18 protein-coding genes are annotated in these 19,686 nt (G+C 74.9%); 17 read left to right on the forward strand and 1 reads right to left on the reverse strand.

Annotated features, from left to right (window positions below; all coding sequences use genetic code 11):
- Positions 1-29 precede the first annotated feature (29 nt).
- Together MLV88_RS19420 and MLV88_RS19425 are read left to right on the forward strand one after the other, a co-directional pair.
- Positions 30-971, forward strand: a complete 942-nt coding sequence (locus MLV88_RS19420; protein ID WP_242339041.1) for a PfkB family carbohydrate kinase — start codon at positions 30-32, stop codon at positions 969-971.
- Positions 972-1,027: 56 nt separating this feature from the next.
- The gene (locus MLV88_RS19425; protein WP_242339039.1) at positions 1,028-1,762 is read left to right on the forward strand and encodes a metallophosphoesterase family protein; all 735 of its coding nucleotides are present in this window, start codon (positions 1,028-1,030) and stop codon (positions 1,760-1,762) included.
- Positions 1,763-1,807: 45 nt separating this feature from the next.
- Here the strand turns inward: MLV88_RS19425 and MLV88_RS19430 are convergent, their stop codons facing one another.
- Positions 1,808-4,060, reverse strand: coding sequence for an outer membrane protein assembly factor BamB family protein (locus MLV88_RS19430; protein WP_243338407.1), 2,253 nt, complete (start codon positions 4,058-4,060; stop codon positions 1,808-1,810).
- A 136-nt stretch (positions 4,061-4,196) separates the two neighbouring features.
- On the opposite strand from MLV88_RS19430, the gene MLV88_RS19435 reads away from it, so the two are divergent.
- From MLV88_RS19435 to rnc, 15 genes are all read left to right on the forward strand, one after another.
- Entirely contained in the window at positions 4,197-6,029 is a 1,833-nt protein-coding gene (locus tag MLV88_RS19435; protein WP_242340751.1) for an HTH domain-containing protein, read from the forward strand.
- A 32-nt stretch (positions 6,030-6,061) separates the two neighbouring features.
- Complete coding sequence (locus MLV88_RS19440; RefSeq protein WP_242340750.1) at positions 6,062-6,946, forward strand: HEAT repeat domain-containing protein; 885 nt, start codon at positions 6,062-6,064, stop codon at positions 6,944-6,946.
- The gene (locus MLV88_RS19445) at positions 6,943-7,533 is read left to right on the forward strand and encodes a hypothetical protein (RefSeq protein WP_242340749.1); all 591 of its coding nucleotides are present in this window, start codon (positions 6,943-6,945) and stop codon (positions 7,531-7,533) included. Before MLV88_RS19440 ends, MLV88_RS19445 begins: the two co-directional genes overlap by 4 nt.
- Positions 7,533-8,858 carry a homoserine dehydrogenase gene (locus MLV88_RS19450; protein WP_242340748.1) on the forward strand — a complete coding sequence of 442 codons (1,326 nt, stop codon included), beginning with the start codon at positions 7,533-7,535 and terminating at the stop codon, positions 8,856-8,858. The genes MLV88_RS19445 and MLV88_RS19450 overlap by 1 nt, the downstream gene beginning before the upstream one ends.
- A gap of 92 nt (positions 8,859-8,950) precedes the next feature.
- A complete protein-coding gene (locus MLV88_RS19455) occupies positions 8,951-9,364 on the forward strand; it encodes an acyl-CoA thioesterase (protein ID WP_242340747.1) in 414 nt (137 codons plus the stop codon).
- A gap of 14 nt (positions 9,365-9,378) precedes the next feature.
- Entirely contained in the window at positions 9,379-10,344 is a 966-nt protein-coding gene (gene glpX, locus MLV88_RS19460) for a class II fructose-bisphosphatase (protein WP_242340746.1), read from the forward strand.
- Between the two features lie 74 nt (positions 10,345-10,418).
- Positions 10,419-10,859 (forward strand): type II toxin-antitoxin system RatA family toxin, encoded by a 441-nt coding sequence (locus tag MLV88_RS19465; RefSeq protein ID WP_242340745.1) that lies wholly within the window; start codon positions 10,419-10,421, stop codon positions 10,857-10,859.
- A 288-nt stretch (positions 10,860-11,147) separates the two neighbouring features.
- A complete protein-coding gene (locus MLV88_RS19470; RefSeq protein ID WP_242340744.1) occupies positions 11,148-11,327 on the forward strand; it encodes a hypothetical protein in 180 nt (59 codons plus the stop codon).
- Between the two features lie 217 nt (positions 11,328-11,544).
- A complete protein-coding gene (eno, locus tag MLV88_RS19475) occupies positions 11,545-12,834 on the forward strand; it encodes a phosphopyruvate hydratase (RefSeq protein ID WP_242340743.1) in 1,290 nt (429 codons plus the stop codon).
- A gap of 250 nt (positions 12,835-13,084) precedes the next feature.
- Positions 13,085-14,491 (forward strand): phosphomethylpyrimidine synthase ThiC, encoded by a 1,407-nt coding sequence (thiC, locus tag MLV88_RS19480; RefSeq protein ID WP_242340742.1) that lies wholly within the window; start codon positions 13,085-13,087, stop codon positions 14,489-14,491.
- A gap of 155 nt (positions 14,492-14,646) precedes the next feature.
- Positions 14,647-15,579, forward strand: a complete 933-nt coding sequence (locus tag MLV88_RS19485) for a hydroxymethylglutaryl-CoA lyase (RefSeq protein WP_242340741.1) — start codon at positions 14,647-14,649, stop codon at positions 15,577-15,579.
- A 44-nt stretch (positions 15,580-15,623) separates the two neighbouring features.
- Entirely contained in the window at positions 15,624-16,403 is a 780-nt protein-coding gene (locus MLV88_RS19490) for an enoyl-CoA hydratase-related protein (RefSeq protein ID WP_242340740.1), read from the forward strand.
- An 86-nt stretch (positions 16,404-16,489) separates the two neighbouring features.
- Entirely contained in the window at positions 16,490-17,803 is a 1,314-nt protein-coding gene (locus MLV88_RS19495) for a hypothetical protein (protein ID WP_242340739.1), read from the forward strand.
- Entirely contained in the window at positions 17,803-18,825 is a 1,023-nt protein-coding gene (gene meaB, locus MLV88_RS19500) for a methylmalonyl Co-A mutase-associated GTPase MeaB (protein ID WP_242340738.1), read from the forward strand. Before MLV88_RS19495 ends, meaB begins: the two co-directional genes overlap by 1 nt.
- Positions 18,826-18,833: 8 nt before the next feature.
- Positions 18,834-19,686, forward strand: an 853-nt coding sequence (rnc, locus tag MLV88_RS19505) for a ribonuclease III (protein ID WP_243338410.1), incomplete at its 3' end; no start/stop codon positions are given.

A 19,686-nucleotide genomic window follows, 5' to 3' on the forward strand; every position in this document is an offset into this window, starting at 1 on the left:
GGCTCAGCCGGCGGAAAGGTCGCGTGGACATGGCGCTGCTCGCCGTCGGCTCGGTCGCCCTCGACTCCCTGGAGACGCCGTTCGGCGCCCGCGAGGAGGTGCTCGGAGGCTCGGCCTCGTACTTCGCGACGTGCGCGAGCTTCTTCGGCCCGACGCGGGTGGTCGCGGTCGTCGGGGAGGACTTCCCGGACGAGCACGTCCGGTTCCTCGCCTCCCGCGGGATCGACCTCGGCGGGCTCGTGCGCCGGCCGGGGCGGACCTTCCGCTGGAAGGGACGGTACGAGTTCGACCTCAACACGGCGCACACGCTCGACACCCAGCTGAACGTGTTCGCCGAGTTCCGGCCCGAGCTGCCGGAGCACTACCGCGACTCGGAGTTCGTGTTCCTCGGGAACATCGACCCCGATCTGCAGCGCGCGGTCCTCGACCAGGTCCGGGGCCCGCGGTTCGTGGCGTGCGACACGATGAACTTCTGGATCTCCTCGAAGCGCCAGAGCCTGCTCGAGACGCTCCGCCGGGTCGACCTGCTGTTCGTGAACGACGCGGAGGCGCGCCAGCTCGCCGAGGAGCACAACGTCGTGAAGGCGGCGCGGCGGATCCTCTCGTTCGGGCCGAAGGCCGTCGTCGTGAAGCGCGGCGAGTACGGGGCGCTCTTCTTCTCGGGCGAGGAGGTCTTCGCGGCCTGCGCGGTCCCGCTCGCCTCCGTGTTCGATCCGACCGGCGCGGGCGACAGCTTCGCGGGCGGGTTCATGGGCTACCTCGCCCGGAACGGCGGCCTGGATCACGCCGCGATGCGGCGGGCGATCGTGCTCGGGAGCGTGCTCGCGAGCTTCACGGTCGAGCGGTTCTCGCTCGACCGGCTGCGCTCCCTCGAGCCGGCGGAGATCCTGTCCCGCTACGCGGAGGCGCGCCGCCTCGCTCACTTCGACGACCTCGAGCTGGACCTGTTCGGCGGCGCGTCCCTGGGTTGACGCCGCTTCGCCGCGGCGGCTACCATCCCGACGCGTCCGGGGGGGCGCGCCCGCGCATGCGCATCGGCATCCTGTCCGACATCCACTCGAACCTCGAGGCGCTCACCGAGACGCTCGGGGCACTCGAGAGGCTCCGGCCGGACACGATCATCTGCCTCGGGGACGTCGTCGGCTACGGGGCGAGCGTCAACGAGTGCTGCGCGCTCGTCCGGAAGCGCGCGGCGGTGACCCTGCTCGGCAACCACGACGCCGCGGTCGCCGGACGGATGGACTACAGCTTCTACTACGACGCGGCGCGACACGCGCTCGACTGGACCGCGTCGCGGATCGACCCCGATCACCTCGAGTGGCTGCGCGGCCTGCCGTACGCGCATCGGATCGAGAGCGCCCAGTTCACGCACGCGAGCCCGGTGGATCCCGAGGCGTACGAGTACGTCTTCGCGATCGAGCAGGCGCGGGAGCTCTTGCCTCACCTCGACGCGCTGGCGGACGTGAACTTCCTCGGGCACTCGCACCTCTGCAAGGCGTTCGCGCTCAACGCGGCGGGCGACGTGACCGAGGTCGTGGCGCCGCGCTTCGGGCTCCGCCGCGGCTACAAGTACGTGATCAGCGTCGGCTCGGTCGGGCAGCCGCGCGACTGCGACAACCGCGCGTCGTTCGTGCTGTACGACTCGGACGAGCGGGTGGTCGAGTTCCACCGCGTCCCGTACGACGTCGAGTCGGCGGCCCAGAAGATCTTCGACGCCGATCTCGCGCTCAACTTCGGCAAGCGGCTGTTCATCGGTGTGTAGCGGGGGGCTGCGCCCCCGCCCCGGGCCAGCGGCCCCGCCGCAGCGTCACGCCACCAGGCTGAGATGCGTCGCGACGCGGTAGCCGGTCGCGAGGCCGTCCGCGTCCATCAGCGCGAGCCCGAGCGTGGCGTCCACCGCCAGGCGCGCGGGCGCGACGCCCGGGATGGCGCCGACGATCTCGCCCGTGCGCGCGTCGAGCGCGGTGACGCCGTCCGCCGCGACGAGGACGGTGCCCCGGGCGATCGCGGGCGGCACGGCGCCCGAGGGCGCCGGCGCCCCGGCCGGCGGGGGACGGCTCCAGCGCACGGTGCCTTCGCGCCCGAGGGCGACGACCCCTCCCGCGGGATCGCGCGCGACGAGGAGCGCGCCCGCGGCCGCGATGGTGGGAGGGCCGGCGAGCGGCGCCACCACCGTCCAGGCCGGGGCCCCGCCCTCGTCCAGCGTCGCGACGATGGGATCGCCCGCGAGCGCGCCCGCGATCGCGAGCCGTCGCCCCCACGCGATGGGCGGGCCGGAGGGGACGAGCTCGAGGCGCGCCTCCCAGCGTCGGGCGCCTCCCGCGGGATCGAGCGCGAGGGCGACGGCGCCGACGCCCGAGTCGGCGGCGCACAGGACGAGCGCGAGCCCCGCGAGCGCCGCGGGGGGCCGCACCACCGGGCCGGGGCCCCGCACGCGCCACACGACGCGTCCGGTCCCGTCCACGCCGTAGACGAACCCGGTGTCCGCTCCCACCGCGACGATGCCGCCGAACGCCGCCGCGAAGAGCCGTCCGGCGCCCGGCGGCAGGAGCCGCCACAGGATCCGTCCGGTGGCGGGGTCGAGCGCGGTGAGCGCTCCACCTCCGACCACGAGGAACGGCCCGTGCGCGAAGGAGAGCGCGGTGAACGCGGAGGGACCGGGCAGGGGCTCCGTCCAGAGCGGGCGGCCGGTGCGGAGCGCGAGCGCCTCGAGCGCGCCGCCGCGCGAGACGAGCAGCGTCCCGGGCAGCGCCGCGGCGTGGGCGGCGCCCGGGGCGCGCCAGAGGACGCGGCCGGTGCTCCGCTCGACCGCGGCGACCGCCGCCGCGCCCGCCGCGATCGCCACGCCACCGCGCACGTACAGGCCGGGGCCGGCGGGGGCGCCGGCGTCGAGCTGGAAGACGCGCCGGAACGCGAGGCGGCGCAGCTGGCCCGGCCCGAGCGGCCGCTGCGACGTCGCGCGCGCGCTCGGCGCGCGGACCCGGTCCGCGCCGGGGCTCGCCTCGGCCGGGCGATCGCCCTCGACCAGCTCCTCGATGTGAGCGAGCCGCTCCGCGGCTGCGCTCTCCAGATCCGCGAGGTGCGCGTTCTCCGCCTGCCGCGGGTTTCGGGCGCGCGCGAGGTGCCCGAGCTCCACGGCGGCCTCGGCGAGCGCCCGGGCGAGCTCGAGCGGCGGGCAAGGTGCGGGACCCTCCGGGCGCAGGAGCTGGCCCTCCCGGAGATCCAGCACGAGCGTCGTCACGCCGCCGCGGCCCGGCCGCGCGAGGGCGATCTCGCACCGGGGCTCGCCGCGGCGGAACGCGGCGAGGAGGCGATCCACGCCCGCCCCGAGGTCGCGCAGCGCGAGGAACGGGATCCCGGGGACGAGGGCGAGCGGCGTCCCGTCGGCGCCGCGCAGCGTGAGGCGGCCCGGGACGAGCAGCGATCCCAGATCCGGCCGCCCCCCCTCGTAGGCGAGGAGGTGTCCCTCCTCGTCGGAGAGCTCGAGCTCGCAGGTGACCCTCCCGCCGGGCGCGGCGGAGCGGGACGCGCGCGCCCGGCCACCGCCGCGGGGGCGGGGCGCGGGCGCCTCGGCGCGCCGGATCGCCCGCGCCGCGGCGCGAAGCCGCCGGCCCTCGCGTGCGGCCTCCTCCGGCAGGATCTCGCCGAGCTCGCGGCAGAAGGCCGCGGCGGCGTCCAGCGCGGCGGCGGCGAGCGCCTCCACCTCCACCTCGACGTCCCGGGCGAGGACCCGCGACGGGCGGGCGAGCGTCACCACGGTCAGCAGCGCGCTCGGGCCGCGCCTGCGGATGACGAGCTCGAGCTCGCCGTCGCGGAACGGGACGGTGGCGTGGGCCTCCCCGCTGACCACGCGGGAGATGGCCCGCAGGAGCGCCTCGAGCGAAGGAAGGAGCGCCCCCTCCGCCCGCCCGGAGGTGATGTCGATCCCGTCGACCTCGATGGCGAGCGCGTCCACGACGGCGCGCGCCGCGGCGACCCGCGCCGGCCCCTCCGCGCGGCTCAGAGAGGCGGTGAGCCCGGGGTCGTGCTTCCAGCTTGCGCCCGTTCGGATCCGGATCATGGGATCCCAAGAATCACCGCGGAATCAGGTACTTTCAACGTTGACAGGGCAGGGGCCCCGCACGAAGATGTCCACTCCGGTGCGGGCCCCCGACGCGTGGGCCGCCCCTCCTTCTTTCCCTCTACCAAGGACGTACATGACCTTCACGGAAGCAGCGATCGAGGTGCTGCGGCGCGAAGGAAAGCCCCTCCACTTCAGGAAGCTCACGGAGATCGCCATCCGCGAGAGCCTGCTCGACCACGTCGGGAAGATTCCCGAGGAGACGATGGCCGATCAGCTCGCCGCGCACTGCCGCCTTCCGCACGAGGACCGGCGGGTGATCCCGGTGCAGCAGGGCACCTTCGCGCTGACCGAATGGGGACTCGACGAGGACCCCGCTGGGCTGGAGGCGCTCGTCGAGCCGCCTCCCGACGGGGAGCCCGCTTATCGGGGGCGCGAGCGCCACCCGATCCCCTCCCGCGAGCTCGCCCGCAGCACCGGGCGTGGCGAGGCGGGCAAGCCGCGTCGCAGGGAGGAGGAGGAGCGGCGCGGGCGCCGCTTCCCGCCGCCCGCGGAGGTCGCCTACGAGATCCTGGCCGGCGCCGGCCGCGCGCTCTCGCTCGCCGACATCGCCGCGCAGGGCGCGGAGCGGCTGCTCATGCCGGACGCGTTCGTCCGCGACGGCGGCTCGCTGCGGGCCGCGCTCGTCGAGGACAACCGCCGGCGCGAGTCGGCCGGGCGCAAGGCGCTGTTCCTCGTCGACGGGGACTCCGTGACGCTCGTCGCGCAGCCCGAGCCGGGCGAGCGTGTCGCCGCTCCGGCTGCCGCGCGTGCCGCGCCGGTCCAGACCGCGACCGAGCTGCGCCGGGCGGCCCTCGCCGGGCTGCGCCGCCGCCTGCGCGAGTGCGACGCCGCCACGATCGAGCACGTCGCGTCCCGGCTGCTCGACAAGATGGGGTTCCGCGAGCTCAAGGTCGCGAAGCGCAGCCGCGAGCACGTGATCTACACGGCGCGGCTCAAGATGGGGCTCGGCGACCTGCGCCACGGGATCCGGATCGTGCGCAACGGCGCGGACGCGTCGCGGCGCGACGTGACCGAGCTCCGCCGCGACCTCGCCCACTACGGCGCCCAGATCGGCATCGTGGTCAGCGCCGGAGAGGTGGCGCGCGAGGCGCGCGCCGAGGCGACGGCGGCGGGGCAGCTGCCCATCGTGCTCCTCTGCGGCGAGGCGCTCGCCGAGGCGTTCGCGGACGCGGGGCTCGGCACCGTCCCGGTGGTGATCCCGGAGGTCGACGACGGCTTCTTCCGCGCCGCGGCCGAGGAGGCCGAGAAGGAGGAGGCGGCCCGGCGTGCCCGGCGCGAGGAGCGCGATCGCCGCGAGGGCAGGGAGCCTCGCGAGCGCGACCGGGAGCGGGACCGGGACCGGGACCGGGACCGGGAGCCGCGCGGGGCCCGCCGCGAGGAGCGGACCGTGTCCGTCGAGGCGGTTCAGGCGGCGTCGGAGGAGCCGAGCGGCGCACCGATCGCGGAGCCGGCTGCGGGCGAGGTCATCGCGAGCGCGGCGGCGGCTGCCGAGGCGGTCGCGCCGTCGCGTCCGCCGCAGCCCGTCGCGCCGCGGGGCGAGACGTCCATCGAGGTGCCCGCAGAGCTGGACGACGAGGGGCCGGAGGGCGAGGAGGACGAGGACGAGTCCGAGGCCTCGGCCGAGGGTGAGCCCGCCACCGCGTCCGAGGCGAGCGCCGGCGAGGCCGGAGCCGGCGCAGACCGTCGCCGTCGCCGCCGGCGCAGGCGCCGGCGTGGCGGTCGGGGTCGCTCGCGAGAGGGCGCTCCCCAGGGGCAGGCCGCGGCCGGCGCGGAGGGCGCTGCGGGCGAGGCACCGGCGCAGGGCGCTCGCGAGGGCGTCGCCGCTCCCGAGGCGCCTGTCGCCGCTCCGCAGTCCGCGCCACCTCCCCCGGCTGCGCGGCAGGACGACGGGGACACCGGCGGGTAACGATGCGGAGCGCGCGCCGAGGCGTCACCGGGGTGATCGTGGCCGTCGCGGCCCTGATCGCCGCGGTGCCGGCCTGCCGCCGCGGTGCCCAGCCGGCGTCGATCGCGAGCGTTCGCATCGCCGACGGTGCGCTGGCGGAGCCGCTGCGGGAGGCGGGCCTCGACGTCCCCAGCCTGGAGAGCGCCGCGCGCGCAGCGCTGGGGGAGGCGGGCTTCCGGCTCGCCGACGGCGAGCGCTCCTACCGCGCGCGCATCGACGTGCTCGGGGTGCGGCTCGCGCCCGACGGCTTCGCGGGGAGCGCGCCGCGGGTGGAGATCGCGATCGAGCTCCAGCTCGCCCCGGTGAACCCGGAGGCGGGCGAGATCGTGCGCGAGACGAGCACCGCCACCGCGACGCTCGCCGGCCGGACGCCCCGGGACGCCTGGCGCACCGCGTTCGGCGCCGCGGCGGCGGACGCGGCCAAGGGGCTCGCGCTCGGGTTCGCCGCCGAGGCGAAGCCCCTCGACGCGCTCCTCGCCGATCTCGGCTCGCGTGATGCCCGGGTTCGCGATCACGCCATCCGCGTGCTGGCCGACCGGCGCAGCCCGGAGGCGGTCCCCGCGCTGCTCGAGCGGCTGCGGGACGCCGATCCCGAGATCGTCCAGCGCGCGGTGGGCGCGCTCGCGCAGATCGGCGACCGCCGCGCGGTGGCCCCGCTCATCGAGGTGGCGCAGGGCGGTGACCCCGCGCTGACCGCGCGCGTCGCCCGGATCGTGGGCGAGCTCGGCGGCTCCGAGGCGGAGGGGTACCTGCTCACGCTCGAGGCCGGTCACCCCGATCCCGCCGTCCGCCGCGCCGCGCGAGAGGCGCTCGCGGAGCTCTCCGCGCGCGCGGAGGCCTCGGGCTCGGCGGTTTCCGCTAAGATGCGGGCCCCATGAGGCTCCGCTCCCTCGCCGCCGTCTCCCTGATCGCTCTCGCCTGCGCCCGCGCGCCCACCCCACGGGCCGCGGCCGCCGCCCCCGGCGCCGGGCCCGCCGACTACTTCCCGCTCGCCGTCGGGAACGAATGGATCTACCGCGACGAGTCGCCCGTCCTGCCGCCCGCTCAGCGCGGGAACGAGCGCACGGTCCGGATCGTCGAGCGCACGGCGGACGGCTACTTCAAGGACACGGAGCGCGGAGAGCTGCGCGCCGACGCCGGCTGCCTGCACGATCGGACGCGCCGCCTGCTGTGCGGCCCCATCGCGGCGGGCACGCGCTGGACCTCCATCGTCTCGGCGAGCTCGACGGAGCGGTACGAGATCGCGGGGGTGGGCGAGGCGGTGACCACCCCGGCAGGCGCGTTCCAGGGCTGCGTGCGCGTGCGGGCGCACAACCGCGCGGGGCCGGACGCGGACCACGTGCTCGAGATCACCTACGCGCCCGGGGTGGGGCCGGTGAAGCTCGAGACGTTCTCGGTCGTGGGCTCGGCGGTGACGCCGCAGGTGCGGGCGGTGCTGCGCGCGTACCGGATCGGAGGCAAGTGATGCGCGAGGTCGGCATCGGGATCGCCGGGTTCGGCACCGTCGGCGGCGGGGTGCTCTCCATCCTCCGCAGCCACGCGGACGACATCGAGGCGCGGCTCGGCGCGCGCATCGCCGTGCGCCGCGTGGCGGTGCGCGACGCGACCAAGGAGCGCGCCGTCGGGCTCGATCCCGCGCTCCTCACCACGCGCCCGGAGGACCTGCTGGAGGATCCGGAGATCGCGGTCGTGGTCGAGCTCATGGGCGGCGTCGACAGCGCGTTCGACCTCGTCCGCGGCGCGCTCGAGCGCGGCAAGCACGTCGTCACCGCGAACAAGGCGCTCCTCGCCGCGCGCGGCGAGGAGATCTTCCGGCTCGCCCGCCGGCAGGGCGTGGACGTCTACTACGAGGCGGCGGTCTGCGGCGGCGTGCCGATCATCCGCACGCTCCGCGAGGCCCTCGCCTCCGACCGGATCAACTCCCTCCACGGCATCGTCAACGGGACGACGAACTTCATCCTCACCGCGATGGACGAGCAGGGCGCGCGCTTCGAGGACGCGCTCCGCGAGGCGCAGCGGCTCGGCTACGCCGAGGCGGATCCCACCCTCGACGTGTCGGGCGGCGACGCGGCGCAGAAGCTCTGCGTGCTCGCGCAGCTCGCGTTCGGGGCGCGGCTCAAGCCCGAGGACGTCCTGACGGAGGGGATCACCGCGCTCAGCCCCGAGGACTTCCGCTGGGGGCGCCAGTTCGGCTACGCGCTCAAGCTGCTCGCCATCGCCCGGCGCACCGGGCCGGCGGAGGGGGCGGGCGCGGGCGCGCCCGACCAGATCGAGGCGCGCGTGCACCCTGCGTTCATCCCGGCGGGCTCGCTCCTCGCCGGCGTCCGCGGCGCCATGAACGCGGTCGTGCTCCGCTCCGAGGCGCTCGGGCCCTCCATGCTCTACGGGCAGGGGGCCGGCGCGATGCCCACCGGCAGCGCGGTGGTGTCGGACATCATCGACCTCACCCGCAACATCCTCGCCGGCAGCCCCGGGCGCGTCCCGCTCCCGCCGGACCGGCCGCTCGTCGAGCTGCGCCCGCACGACGAGGTCCGCTGCGCGTACTACCTGCGCTTCTCGGTGAAGGACGCGCCGGGCGTGCTCGCTCGCACCGCCTCCAAGCTGGCCGAGCACCGCATCTCCATCGCGGCGGTGCAGCAGCGCGAGCAGAACGACCAGGGGCAGCCCGTGCCGCTCGTCATCGTGACCCACCTCGCGCGCGAGGCGGACCTGCGCGGCGCGATCGGCGAGATCGATCGCTACTCGACGACGCTCGCGCCCACGCGGCTCATCCGTATCGAGACCGTCTGACCGGCGGGCGCGCGCGCCCGGCCTTGCCTGGTGCGCGCGCCTCCTGCTAAACCCGGCGCCCCCGCGCTCGGGGCTTCGGCGAGGCGTCGATCATGGTGAGCACCGAGCTCCGCGTCATCTACGGCGACACGGATCAGATGGGCGTCGTCTACTACGCGAACTACCTGCGCTACTTCGAGGCGGGGCGGAACGAGTTCATCCGCGCGAAGGGGCTCCGCTACCGGGACTTCGAGGAACGGCACCAGCTCCTGCTGCCGGTCGTCGAGGCGCAGGTGAGCTACCGCACCCCGGCGCGCTACGACGATCTCCTCACCGTGGAGACGGCCCTCGTGGAGGCGCGCCGCGCCTCGGCGAGGTTCGGATACCGCATCGTCCGGGACGGCGACGTCGTCGTCACCGGGTACACCGTGCACGCGTGCGTGGACCGGGAGGGCAAGGTCCAGCGCATGCCCCGCGAGCTGCTCGAGCGCCTGTCGGCGGGCGAGGGGCTCGCGGACCCGACTTGAAGGAGCAGGAAGGCATGGATCGAAACCTCGCGCTCGAGGTGGTGCGCGTCACGGAGGCGGCCGCGCTCGCGTCCGCCCGGCTCATGGGCCGCGGCGACCGGAACGGCGCCGATCGGGCCGCCGTGGACGCGATGCGCCGCGTCTTCGACCACGTGAGCGTCCGCGGCGAGGTCGTCATCGGGGAGGGCGAGCGCGACGAGGCGCCCATGCTCTTCATCGGCGAGAAGGTGGGCCGCCAGGGGGAGGGGGACGTCGAGGTGGAGATCGCCGTCGACCCGCTCGAGGGGACGAACCTCTGCGCGACCGGCGCGCCCAACGCGGTCAGCGTCATCGCGATCGGCGAGAAGGGTAAGCTCCTGCGCGCGCCCGACGCGTACATGGAGAAGATCGCGGTCGGCCCGGGGGCCCGGGGCGCCATCGACCTCCGCCTCTCGCCGACCGAGAACCTGCGGCGCGTCGCCGACGCGCTCGGGAAGTACCTCGAGGATCTCACCGTGGTGATCCTCGATCGTCCTCGCCACGAGCGCCTCGTCGCCGAGGTGCGCGCGGCCGGGGCGCGGATCAAGCTCATCGGCGATGGCGACGTGTCGGGCGCGCTCAACACCTGCTTCCCCGAGTCCGGCGTGGACGTGCTCATGGGCACCGGCGGCGCGCCCGAGGGCGTGATCGCCGCCGCGGCCCTCCGCTGCGTGGGCGGCGACATGCAGGGCCGGCTCCGCTTCGCCAGCGAGGAGGAGCGCGCCCGCGCGACGCGGATGGGCCGCTCCGACCCGGACAAGGTGCTCTCGCTCGAGGAGCTCGCCGGCGGGAACGTGATGTTCGCCGCGACGGGCGTCACGAACGGCGACTTCCTCCGAGGGGTGCACTTCACGGGGGACGGCGCCCGCACGCACTCCGTCGTGATGCGGTCGAAGAGCGGGACGATCCGTTACATCGAGACCATCCACAGGTTCGCCCGCGCCCCGGACTACGGGCACTAGGGCGCCGCCCCGCCGTCGCGCCGCGCGGCAGGCGGGAGAGCCGCCGCGGGGCGCGACGCCCCTGGAGGAGACGAATGGCCGCCATCTCGCGTGAGGTCGTCATCGACGCGCCCGTGGAGCGCTTCTTCGATCTGGTCGTGGACTACGGGCGCTACCCGGAGTTCGTGCCCGGAATCCATGCCTGCCGGGTGAAGGGCGGCGGCCCGGCGAGCCGCGAGGTCGAGTACGAGCTCGACGTCGGCGTTAAGAAGATCCGGTACGTCCTCCGTCACGTGGAGGAGCGACCGCGGCGCGTCGCCTGGTCGCTCGTCTCGGGAGACATGATGAAGGTCTCGAGCGGCTCCTGGGAGCTCGAGGACGCGGGCGGGAAGACGCGCGCCCGGTACACGGTGGACATCCAGATCGCGAAGCCGCCGCTCGTGCCGCAGGTCATCGTCGACCGCGTGGCCGACGAGCTCACCCGCGTGCAGCTGCCGCGGACGCTCGAGGCGTTCAAGCGCCGCGCGGAGCTCTAGCAAGTCGCTCGAAGCGTGCGCAGCTGGCACAGCCCCGTGTGGCTCGCCGACGCCTGCCGGCCCGCATGCCGATCGTCTCCGGCTAGCTCCGAAGAGAGCGCGGGCGCGCATCCTTGACCCCCCATCTCGGCGGGGTTTACGATGATTCTTGGCCCTGGTCGGGACATCTGAATGCGCCGCCGAGGCGCATCGTTAAGACAGGAGAGCGCGAACGGAGAGCCGTCCCAGAGGGAACGCAGCTTGCACATCCAGGGACCGGAGACGAGGACGAGGCCGAGGGGACGAGACATGCTGGACGCCTACGTCATCGAGGAGATCAAGCGGCGCGAGCGAGAGCAGCGCCGTGACGATCGTCCGGTCATCGAGCTGCCCATCCCCCAGCCTGCGCACCGGCCGGGCGGCGAGGAGCCTGCCGACCGCGACGACGGCCGGAAGGATCGCGGCGTCGTGATCATCGACCTCGGCTGACCAGATTCGTAGGAGGCGCTCGCCAGAGGCGAACGCCGACGAGAGGGCGCGGACCGCGAGGTCTCGCGCCCGATTTCTTCTCTGCGTCCTTCGGGCCGGGTCTCGGAATACCGATTGACCGTCGCGGATGCGGCGGGCACATTCCGGCACCCGAACGGCGGTGCGCTTCGCCCGCCGCGGCCAGCTGGCGCTCCGCGCCGCGAGGGAGGGACCTCCGATGACCGAGATCATCAACGTGACCGCGCGCGAGATCCTCGACTCGCGCGGCAACCCCACGATCGAGGTCGAGGTCGCGGTCGGGACGGGCGACGTCGGCCGCGCGGCCGTACCGTCGGGCGCCTCGACGGGCGAGCACGAGGCGCTCGAGCTCAGGGACGGCGACAAGCGCCGCTACCTGGGCAAGGGGGTCCGCAAGGCGATCGCGAACGTGCTCGACGAGCTCGCCCCGGCGGTGGTCGGGCTCGACGCCGCGGACCAGGCGGTGCTCGACCAGCGCATGATCGAGCTCGACGGCACCGCCACCAAGTCGAAGCTCGGCGCGAACGCCGTCCTCGGCGTCTCGCTCGCCGCGGCCAAGGCGGCCGCGCAGGCGCACGGGCTGCCGCTCTACCGCTACGTCGGCGGCGTCGGGGCGCGCACGCTCCCCGTGCCGCTCATGAACATCCTGAACGGCGGCGCGCACGCCGACTCGAACGTGGACATCCAGGAGTTCATGGTGGTCCCGCTCGGCGCCCCGACCTTCGCCGAGGCGCTGCGCTACGGCGCCGAGATCTTCCACGCGCTGAAGAGCGTGCTGAAGAAGAAGGGGGCCGGGACCGGCGTCGGCGACGAGGGCGGCTACGCCCCGAGCCTCGCCTCGAACGAGGAGGCCCTCGCGCTCATCATGCAGGCGATCGAGCAGGCGGGCCTGAAGCCGGGGGACGACGTCGCGCTCGCGCTCGACTGCGCGGCGAGCGAGTTCTTCGAGAAGAGCTCCGGCAAGTATGAGCTCGAGGGCGAGGGGAAGGCCTTCGACGGCAAGGGGCTCGTCGACTTCTACGCCGGGCTCGCCGCGAAGTACCCGATCGTCTCGATCGAGGACGGCTGCGCGGAGGACGACTGGGCCACCTGGAAGCTGCTCACCGAGCGGCTCGGGTCGAAGCTCCAGCTCGTCGGCGACGATCTCTTCGTGACGAACGTGACCCGCCTCTCGCGCGGCATCCAGGACGGCGTCGCGAACTCGATCCTCGTGAAGGTGAACCAGATCGGCTCGCTCACCGAGACGCTCGAGGCCGTCCGCATGGCCCACCGCGCGGGCTACACGAGCGTGATGAGCCACCGCTCCGGCGAAACCGAGGACACCACGATCGCGGACCTCTCGGTGGCGTGCGACTGCGGGCAGATCAAGACCGGCTCGGCGTCGCGCACCGACCGGGTCGCCAAGTACAACCAGCTCCTCCGCATCGAGGAGCAGCTCGGCAAGGCCGCCCGCTACGCGGGGCGCGACGCGTTCAAGGCGCTGCGCTGACCGCCGAGGCGGGCTGGACGTTCGACGCGCCGCGGGATCGATCCCTCGGCGCGTCTTCTTCTTCGGGACGAGCAGGGATCTCGACCACCCCGCTCCACGCTCCGCGCCGCCGCGCCCGTGCGCACTGCGAGCGGCGAGTCGAGCGATCGGGCTTTTCGCGGAAAAGTGGACGTTGACGGGGGTTCCGTTTGACCGCAACCCGTGCGTTTCGCTAGGTTCGCGCGCCACACCGACGGCGCGAGGAGAATGCATGCGGGCCCAGTGGATCGCGAAGCGTCACGGCCAGCCGAACCTGACGCAGATGCATCATGCGCGGCGCGGGATCGTGACCGAGGAGATGGCGTACGTCGCCGAGCGGGAGCGGCTCGCGCCGGAGGCCGTGCGCGAGGAGGTCGCCCGCGGGCGGCTGGTGATCCCGGCGAACGTGAACCACCCCGAGCTCGAGCCCATCGGGATCGGCGTCGCCGCGACCTGCAAGATCAACGCGAACATCGGGAACAGCGCCGTCACCTCCGACGTGGACGAGGAGCTGCGCAAGCTCGGCGTGTGCCTGCGCCACGGCGCGGACACGGTCATGGATCTCTCGACCGGCGGGGACATCCCGCTCATCCGGGAGAACATCCTCCGGCACAGCCCGATCCCGGTCGGCACCGTGCCCATCTACGAGTGCCTCGCCCACGTGAAGGACGTCGTCGACCTCACCCCGCGCATGCTCCTCGACATCATCGAGGCGCAGGCCGCGCAGGGCGTCGACTACATGACGATCCACGCGGGCGTCCTGCGCGACATCGTCCCCATGGCGGCCGGGCGCATCACCGGCATCGTCTCCCGCGGCGGCGCGCTCATCGCGCGCTGGATGGCCGCGCACGGCGAGGAGAACCCGCTCTACACGCACTTCGACGCCATCTGCGAGATCTTCAAGCGCTACGACGTCACGTTCTCGCTCGGCGACGGGCTCCGGCCGGGCTGCCTCGCGGACGCCTCCGATGCGGCCCAGTTCGCGGAGCTGAAGGTCCTCGGCGAGCTCACGCGCAAGGCGTGGCAGCACGACGTCCAGGTGATGGTCGAGGGGCCGGGACACGTCCCGCTCGACCAGATCCCGATGAACATGCAGAAGGAGCGGGAGCTCTGCGACGACGCCCCGTTCTACGTGCTCGGGCCCATCGTCACGGACATCGCCCCCGGCTACGACCACATCACGAGCGCCATCGGCGCGACGGTCGCCGCGCAGCACGGCGCCTCCATGCTCTGCTACGTCACGCCGGCCGAGCACCTCGGCCTGCCCGACCAGGAGGACGTCCGGCAGGGGATCATCGCGTACAAGATCGCCGCCCACGCCGCCGACGTCGCCCGCCACCGGCCGGGCGCGCGCGATCGCGACGACGCGCTCTCGCGGGCGCGCTACGCCTTCGACTGGAAGCGCCAGTTCGAGCTGTCGCTCGATCCCGACGCCGCGCGCACGAAGCACGACGCGACCCTGCCGCACGACACGTTCAAGTCCGCGGAGTTCTGCTCGATGTGCGGGCCCAAGTTCTGCTCGATGCGGATCCACTCGCACCTCGGCGACGCGGACGCCCCGGGCGCCGCGCCGCCCTGCGGGGCCGAGCCCGCGCCCGAGCCCACCGCGCGCGCCGGCGCGCTGCCCATCGCGAGATAGGCCGTAAACGGCCGCGAGCCCGCCGGGGCCCCTCCGCGATCGCGGCGTGGCCCGCTGCGGTCGCGCGTCGCGAGCGGCCGCCCAGCCCGGACCCGCCCCTCGGGGACGTGGGACGCGAAGTGTCGCCGAGCCCGCGCCGGGTTAGGATCCGCGCGATGGCACCCCCGGTCACGGTGTACGAGGTCGGCCCCCGGGACGGGCTCCAGAACGAGGCGCGCACCGTCCCCCCCGGCGACAAGCTCGCGCTCGTCCGCGCGCTCGCCGAGGCCGGGCTGCGCCGCATCGAGGCGACGAGCTTCGTCTCGCCGCGCTGGATCCCGCAGCTCGCGGACGCCGCCGAGGTCACCGCGGCGCTGCCGCGCGCCGAGGGCGTGTCCTACGTGGTCCTCGTCCCCAACGCGAAGGGGCTCGAGCGACTCGTCGAGGCGCTCGGCGGCGGGGGCCCCGGGCACGCTCCGGTCGACGCCGCGGTGTTCCTCTCGGCGTCCGAGAGCCACTCCCGCCGGAACATCAACAAGGGGGTCGCCGAGGCGCTCGAGGAGCTCGCGACGCTCGTGCCCGCGGCGCTCGCGCGCGGGCTCCGGGTGCGGGGCTACGTGTCGACGGTGTGGGGCTGTCCGTACGAGGGGAGGGTGGATCCGGCGCGCGCGGTGGAGATCGCGCACCGGCTCCTCGCCCTCGGCTGCCACCAGGTCTCGCTCGGCGACACCATCGGCGTCGGGACGCCCAACCAGACGCGCGACATCGTCCGGCGGGCGCTCGCGGGCGCGCCGCCCGAGGCGCTCGCGCTCCACATGCACGACACGCGCGGGACGGCCCTCGCGAACGTGCTCGTCGGGCTCGAGGAGGGGCTCACCACCTTCGATTCCTCGATCGGCGGGCTCGGCGGCTGCCCCTACGCGCCGGGCGCGTCGGGCAACCTCGCGACCGAGGATCTCGTCTACATGCTGCACGGGATGGGGATGGAGACGGGCGTCGACTGGGAGCGGCTCGTCGCGGCGGGCGCCCTGGCGCAGCGGCTCGTCGGCCGCCGGCTGCCGGGCAAGGCGCTCCAGGCGGAGCTCGCGCGCGCCGGGGCGGGCGCGTGACGCGGGCGCTGGATCGAGGCAGGGACGGACCCCGGGAGGCGCACGTGAGGCAGCTCCGGATCGATCGTCGCGACGGCGGCATCGAGGTGTGGACCATCGACGGCGAGGCGCGGCGAAACGCGATCTCGCGCGCGCTCCTGCGCGATCTCGAGGAGCACCTCGCCCGCGCGGCCGCGGATCGCGCGCTCCGCTGCGTGGTCGTGACCGGCGCGGGGGACAAGGCGTTCTGCGCCGGGGCGGACCTCAAGGAGCGCGCCGCGATGTCCGCGGAGGACGTCCACGCCTTCCACCACGGGCTGCGACGGGCGCTCCGCGGCATCGAGGAGGCGCCCCAGCCGTTCGTCGCGGCCCTGAACGGCGCGGCGCTGGGCGGCGGCCTCGAGCTCGCGCTCGCCTGCGATCTGCGCCTCGCGGCGGAGGGGGCGGAGCTGGGCCTGCCGGAGGTGGCGCTCGGGATCATCCCCGGCGGCGGAGGGACGCAGCGCCTCGCCCGGCTCGTGGGCGTGGCCCGCGCGAAAGATCTCGTCCTCACCGCGCGCCGCGTCTCCGCCGCCGAGGCGCTCGCGATGGGGCTCGTGACGGGCGTCGCCCCGGGCCACCGTCTCCTGGAGGACGCGGTGGCGCTCGCCGCGCGCATCGCGCGGAACGCGCCGGTCTCGCTGCGGCAGGCGAAGCGGGCGATCGACGGCGGCTTTCACCTGCCGCTCGAGGAGGCGCTGGAGCTCGAGAACCGGCTTTACCAGGACTGCCTCGGCACGAAGGACCGGGTGGAGGCGCTCCGCGCGTTCGCGGAGAAGCGGCCGCCCGTCTTCACGGGCGAGTGACCGTCCCCCGGACTCGGGACTCCCCGGCGCTCCCGCGACGGCGATTCTGAGGTAACCTCCGTCGCCGAAAGGGTCCGCGGCACCGAATGGGCGAGGGCGAGCACACCATCATCGGGAAGATCCCGCGGGAGCGCCTGAACCAGATCGCCTCCCGCAAGCTCTCCGCCCTCGGCATCCCGGTGCGGCTCGGCTCCGACCGCGAGACGCTCGAGGGTGAGCTCGCGCTCTCTCGCGCCGTCCACCCCGCGACCGGCCAGCCGATCCCGCGCGCCCGCTTCGTGGTCGCCGGCCACGACCACCTCCGCTTCGTGGACGCGCCCCTCGCCGCGCTCGGCCCCGTGCCGTTCCAGGCTCACGAGCGCGCCGCGCAGCTCGATCAGGCCGTCGCCGCGCTGCTCCAGGAGCGCGCCGCGGCCCTCTCGGACGTCGCCGCGAGGCTCCGCGCGCTCCGCCTCGAGGCCGGGCTCGAGGCCGACCGGCTCGCGGTGCGGGCGATCGTGAAGACGCCGCGGCACGCGTTCGAGCTCCTCGGCGGGCCCGAGGGCATCCGCGTCTCGCGGGTCGCGCCGGTCGGCGGGGCGCCGTTCGAGGTCTCCCCGGAGTTCCCGCCGCTCGAGCTCTCCGGGCTGCGCACGCCCGCGGAGCTCGAGCAGCACCTCGTCGGCGCGCTCTCGCGGATGACCCCGGTCCACGCGCGCGACGCCCGGACCCCCGCGCCCGTCGCCTCGCGGCTCGAGGTCACCCCGCCGCCGCGGAACGCGCTCACGCTCGCCACCCTCGCTGCCGTCTTCGGGGAGGACGCCATGCTCGCGCCGAACGCGATGGTGGAGCTCGTGCAGGAGTTCGAGCACGGCGGGACGCGCTACCGCTTCGTCGCGAGCCGCGAGATGGGGACGCGCTTCAAGGGGCGCCTCATCGGCCCGAGCGGCGACGTCTGGTCGGACCGCTTCGAGCTCGGCGCGTTCCCGGGCACGCGCGCGCTCGTCGCGCTCGCGCTCGGCCTCGCCCCGGGGCAACCCTCCGCGCCCGAGCCGGGCGGCGCCGCCGTCGCCTCCGCCGGCGCGGCCGGTCTCCCCGGGCACCTGCAGCCGAGCCCGGGCGAGGTGTGGGTCATGAACGTGGTCGTCGAGGACGCACGCGACGGCGACGTGCGGTACGTCGGCACGGACATCGACGGCCGCCCCTACGGCGCGGCGCGCGTCCTCCCCCGCGCCGACTTCGAGGCGGTGTTCTCGCAGGAGCGGGGCGGCTGGCGCCTCCTCGTCCTCGTGGACCAGGTGCAGGACGGCAGCGTGATCTATCGTCAGCTCGACGCGAGCCGGCAGCCCATCGGCGCCCCCCGCAAGATGGCGGCGGCCATCCTCGTCGCGAACTTCGTGCCGGAGGCGGCGGCCTACTGATGACGACCGGGAACCCCATCGCCGACCGCGTGCTCGCGGGTAACGTCCGCGCCGCGGCGAGGCTCATGCGCGATCTCGACGACCGCCAGCCCGGCGCGGAGGCGGCGCTCCGGGCGCTGTTCCCGCGCACGGGGCGCGCCTACGTGGTCGGCCTCACCGGCGCGCCGGGCGCGGGGAAGTCGTCCCTCACCGATCGGCTCATCGCGCACCACCGCGCCCACGGCCGGACCGTGGGCGTCGTGGCGGTGGACCCCACGAGCCCGTTCACCGGCGGCGCCATCCTGGGCGACCGGATCCGGATGCAGGACCACGCGCTCGACCCCGGCGTCTTCATCCGCTCGCTCGGCACGCGCGGCCACCTCGGCGGCCTCTCTCGCTCGACGTCGGACGTCGTGCAGGTGCTCGACGCCATGGGGAAGGACGTCGTGATCGTCGAGACGGTCGGCGTGGGGCAGGACGAGATCGAGGTGGCGAACCTCGCGCACACGGTGGTGGTGGTCGCGGTGCCCGGGCTCGGTGACGACGTCCAGGCCATCAAGGCCGGCGTCCTCGAGATCGCCGACGTGTTCGCGGTGAACAAGGCCGACCGGGAGGGCGCGGATCGCACCGTGCGCGACCTGCAGGGGATGCTCGAGCTGCGCCGCATGGTGGCGGCGCGGCCGGGAGACCACGACGCCGCGCATCGCTTCGGGGGAGCGTTGGGCCTCGCGGCGCCGGACGGCTCCTGGGAGCCTCCCATCGTGCGGACCGTGGCGCTGCGCGACGAGGGCATCGCGGAGCTGGCCGCGGCCGTGGACGCGCACCAGGCCCACCTCGAGACGTCCGGCGGCCGCCGGATCCGCGACGCGGCGCGCGCGAGGGCCGCGTTCGTCGCGGTGCTGCGAGAGCGCCTCGTGCAGGGCGCGCTCGAGCGGCTCGAGGCCGAGATGGGCGAGCTCGACGCGGTGGCGGCGCGCATCGCCGCGCGCGAGGCGGATCCCTACGCGCTCGCCGACGAGCTCGCCGCCCGCCTGCGCACATGAGGACCGGCATGAACGACGCGAACGACCCGGGCCGGAGCGCGACCTCCCCGGGCGAGGAGAGACCCGCCGATCCGGTCGCGGCGCTGGAGGCGCGGCTCGGGCTCGCCGTGGGGGACCGCGCCATCGCGCTCGCGGCGCTCACGCACAAGTCCTACGTGAACGAGCACCGGGACGAGGCGGGCCTCACCGACAACGAGCGGCTCGAGTTCCTGGGCGACGCGGTGATCGACCTCGCGGTGTCGCACCGGCTCATGGACCGCTTCCCGGGGGCGCGCGAGGGCGATCTCTCCAAGATGCGCGCCGCCGTGGTGGACGAGCAGGGGCTCTCGGAGATGGCGCGCGCGCTCGACCTGGGCTCGCTCCTGCGGCTCGGGCGCGGGGAGGAGCTGACCGGCGGGCGCCGGAAGTCCTCGCTCCTCGCCGACGCCATGGAGGCCGTGGTGGCGGCGCTCTACCTCGGCGACGGGCTCGCGCCGGTGCTCGTGCTCATCGATCGCTTCCTGGGCGAGGCGTTCGCGCGGGCCGCGGCCGGCACGCTCGACCGCGACTTCAAGACCCAGCTCCAGGAGCTCTCGCAGAGCAGGCTCCGCGCCACCCCCCGCTACCGCGTCGTGGGCGAGCACGGCCCGGATCACTCGAAGACCTTCGAGGTGGAGACGGACCTGCGCGGCGAGGTCGTCGGGAAGGGCGCCGGCCGCTCGAAGAAGGACGCGGAGCAGGCCGCCGCGAAGCTCGCCCTCGACCTGCTCGCGAGGAGGTTCGCGGAGGCGGGCGCGACCGAGGCGGCGGCGTCGCCGTCCGGGCCCGCCGCGCCCGCGGGCGCGCCGGCCGTCGCGGTCGTACCGCTGGCCGAGGCCCTCG

The sequence above is a fragment of the Anaeromyxobacter soli genome (assembly GCF_022808855.1).
GTDB classification, from domain to species: Bacteria; Myxococcota; Myxococcia; order Myxococcales; family Anaeromyxobacteraceae; genus Anaeromyxobacter; species Anaeromyxobacter soli.

What these genes read in the sequence shown, in the direction of transcription:
- MLV88_RS19420 (WP_242339041.1), top strand. Translation starts at nt 30, where the DNA reads ATGGCGCTGCTCGCCGTCGGCTCGGTCGCCCTCGACTCCCTGGAGACG.
- MLV88_RS19425 (WP_242339039.1), top strand. Translation starts at nt 1,028, where the DNA reads ATGCGCATCGGCATCCTGTCCGACATCCACTCGAACCTCGAGGCGCTC.
- MLV88_RS19430 (WP_243338407.1), bottom strand. Translation starts at nt 4,060, where the DNA reads ATGATCCGGATCCGAACGGGCGCAAGCTGGAAGCACGACCCCGGGCTC.
- MLV88_RS19435 (WP_242340751.1), top strand. Translation starts at nt 4,197, where the DNA reads ATGACCTTCACGGAAGCAGCGATCGAGGTGCTGCGGCGCGAAGGAAAG.
- MLV88_RS19445 (WP_242340749.1), top strand. Translation starts at nt 6,943, where the DNA reads ATGAGGCTCCGCTCCCTCGCCGCCGTCTCCCTGATCGCTCTCGCCTGC.
- MLV88_RS19450 (WP_242340748.1), top strand. Translation starts at nt 7,533, where the DNA reads ATGCGCGAGGTCGGCATCGGGATCGCCGGGTTCGGCACCGTCGGCGGC.
- MLV88_RS19455 (WP_242340747.1), top strand. Translation starts at nt 8,951, where the DNA reads ATGGTGAGCACCGAGCTCCGCGTCATCTACGGCGACACGGATCAGATG.
- glpX (WP_242340746.1), top strand. Translation starts at nt 9,379, where the DNA reads ATGGATCGAAACCTCGCGCTCGAGGTGGTGCGCGTCACGGAGGCGGCC.
- MLV88_RS19465 (WP_242340745.1), top strand. Translation starts at nt 10,419, where the DNA reads ATGGCCGCCATCTCGCGTGAGGTCGTCATCGACGCGCCCGTGGAGCGC.
- MLV88_RS19470 (WP_242340744.1), top strand. Translation starts at nt 11,148, where the DNA reads ATGCTGGACGCCTACGTCATCGAGGAGATCAAGCGGCGCGAGCGAGAG.
- eno (WP_242340743.1), top strand. Translation starts at nt 11,545, where the DNA reads ATGACCGAGATCATCAACGTGACCGCGCGCGAGATCCTCGACTCGCGC.
- thiC (WP_242340742.1), top strand. Translation starts at nt 13,085, where the DNA reads ATGCGGGCCCAGTGGATCGCGAAGCGTCACGGCCAGCCGAACCTGACG.
- MLV88_RS19485 (WP_242340741.1), top strand. Translation starts at nt 14,647, where the DNA reads ATGGCACCCCCGGTCACGGTGTACGAGGTCGGCCCCCGGGACGGGCTC.
- MLV88_RS19495 (WP_242340739.1), top strand. Translation starts at nt 16,490, where the DNA reads ATGGGCGAGGGCGAGCACACCATCATCGGGAAGATCCCGCGGGAGCGC.
- meaB (WP_242340738.1), top strand. Translation starts at nt 17,803, where the DNA reads ATGACGACCGGGAACCCCATCGCCGACCGCGTGCTCGCGGGTAACGTC.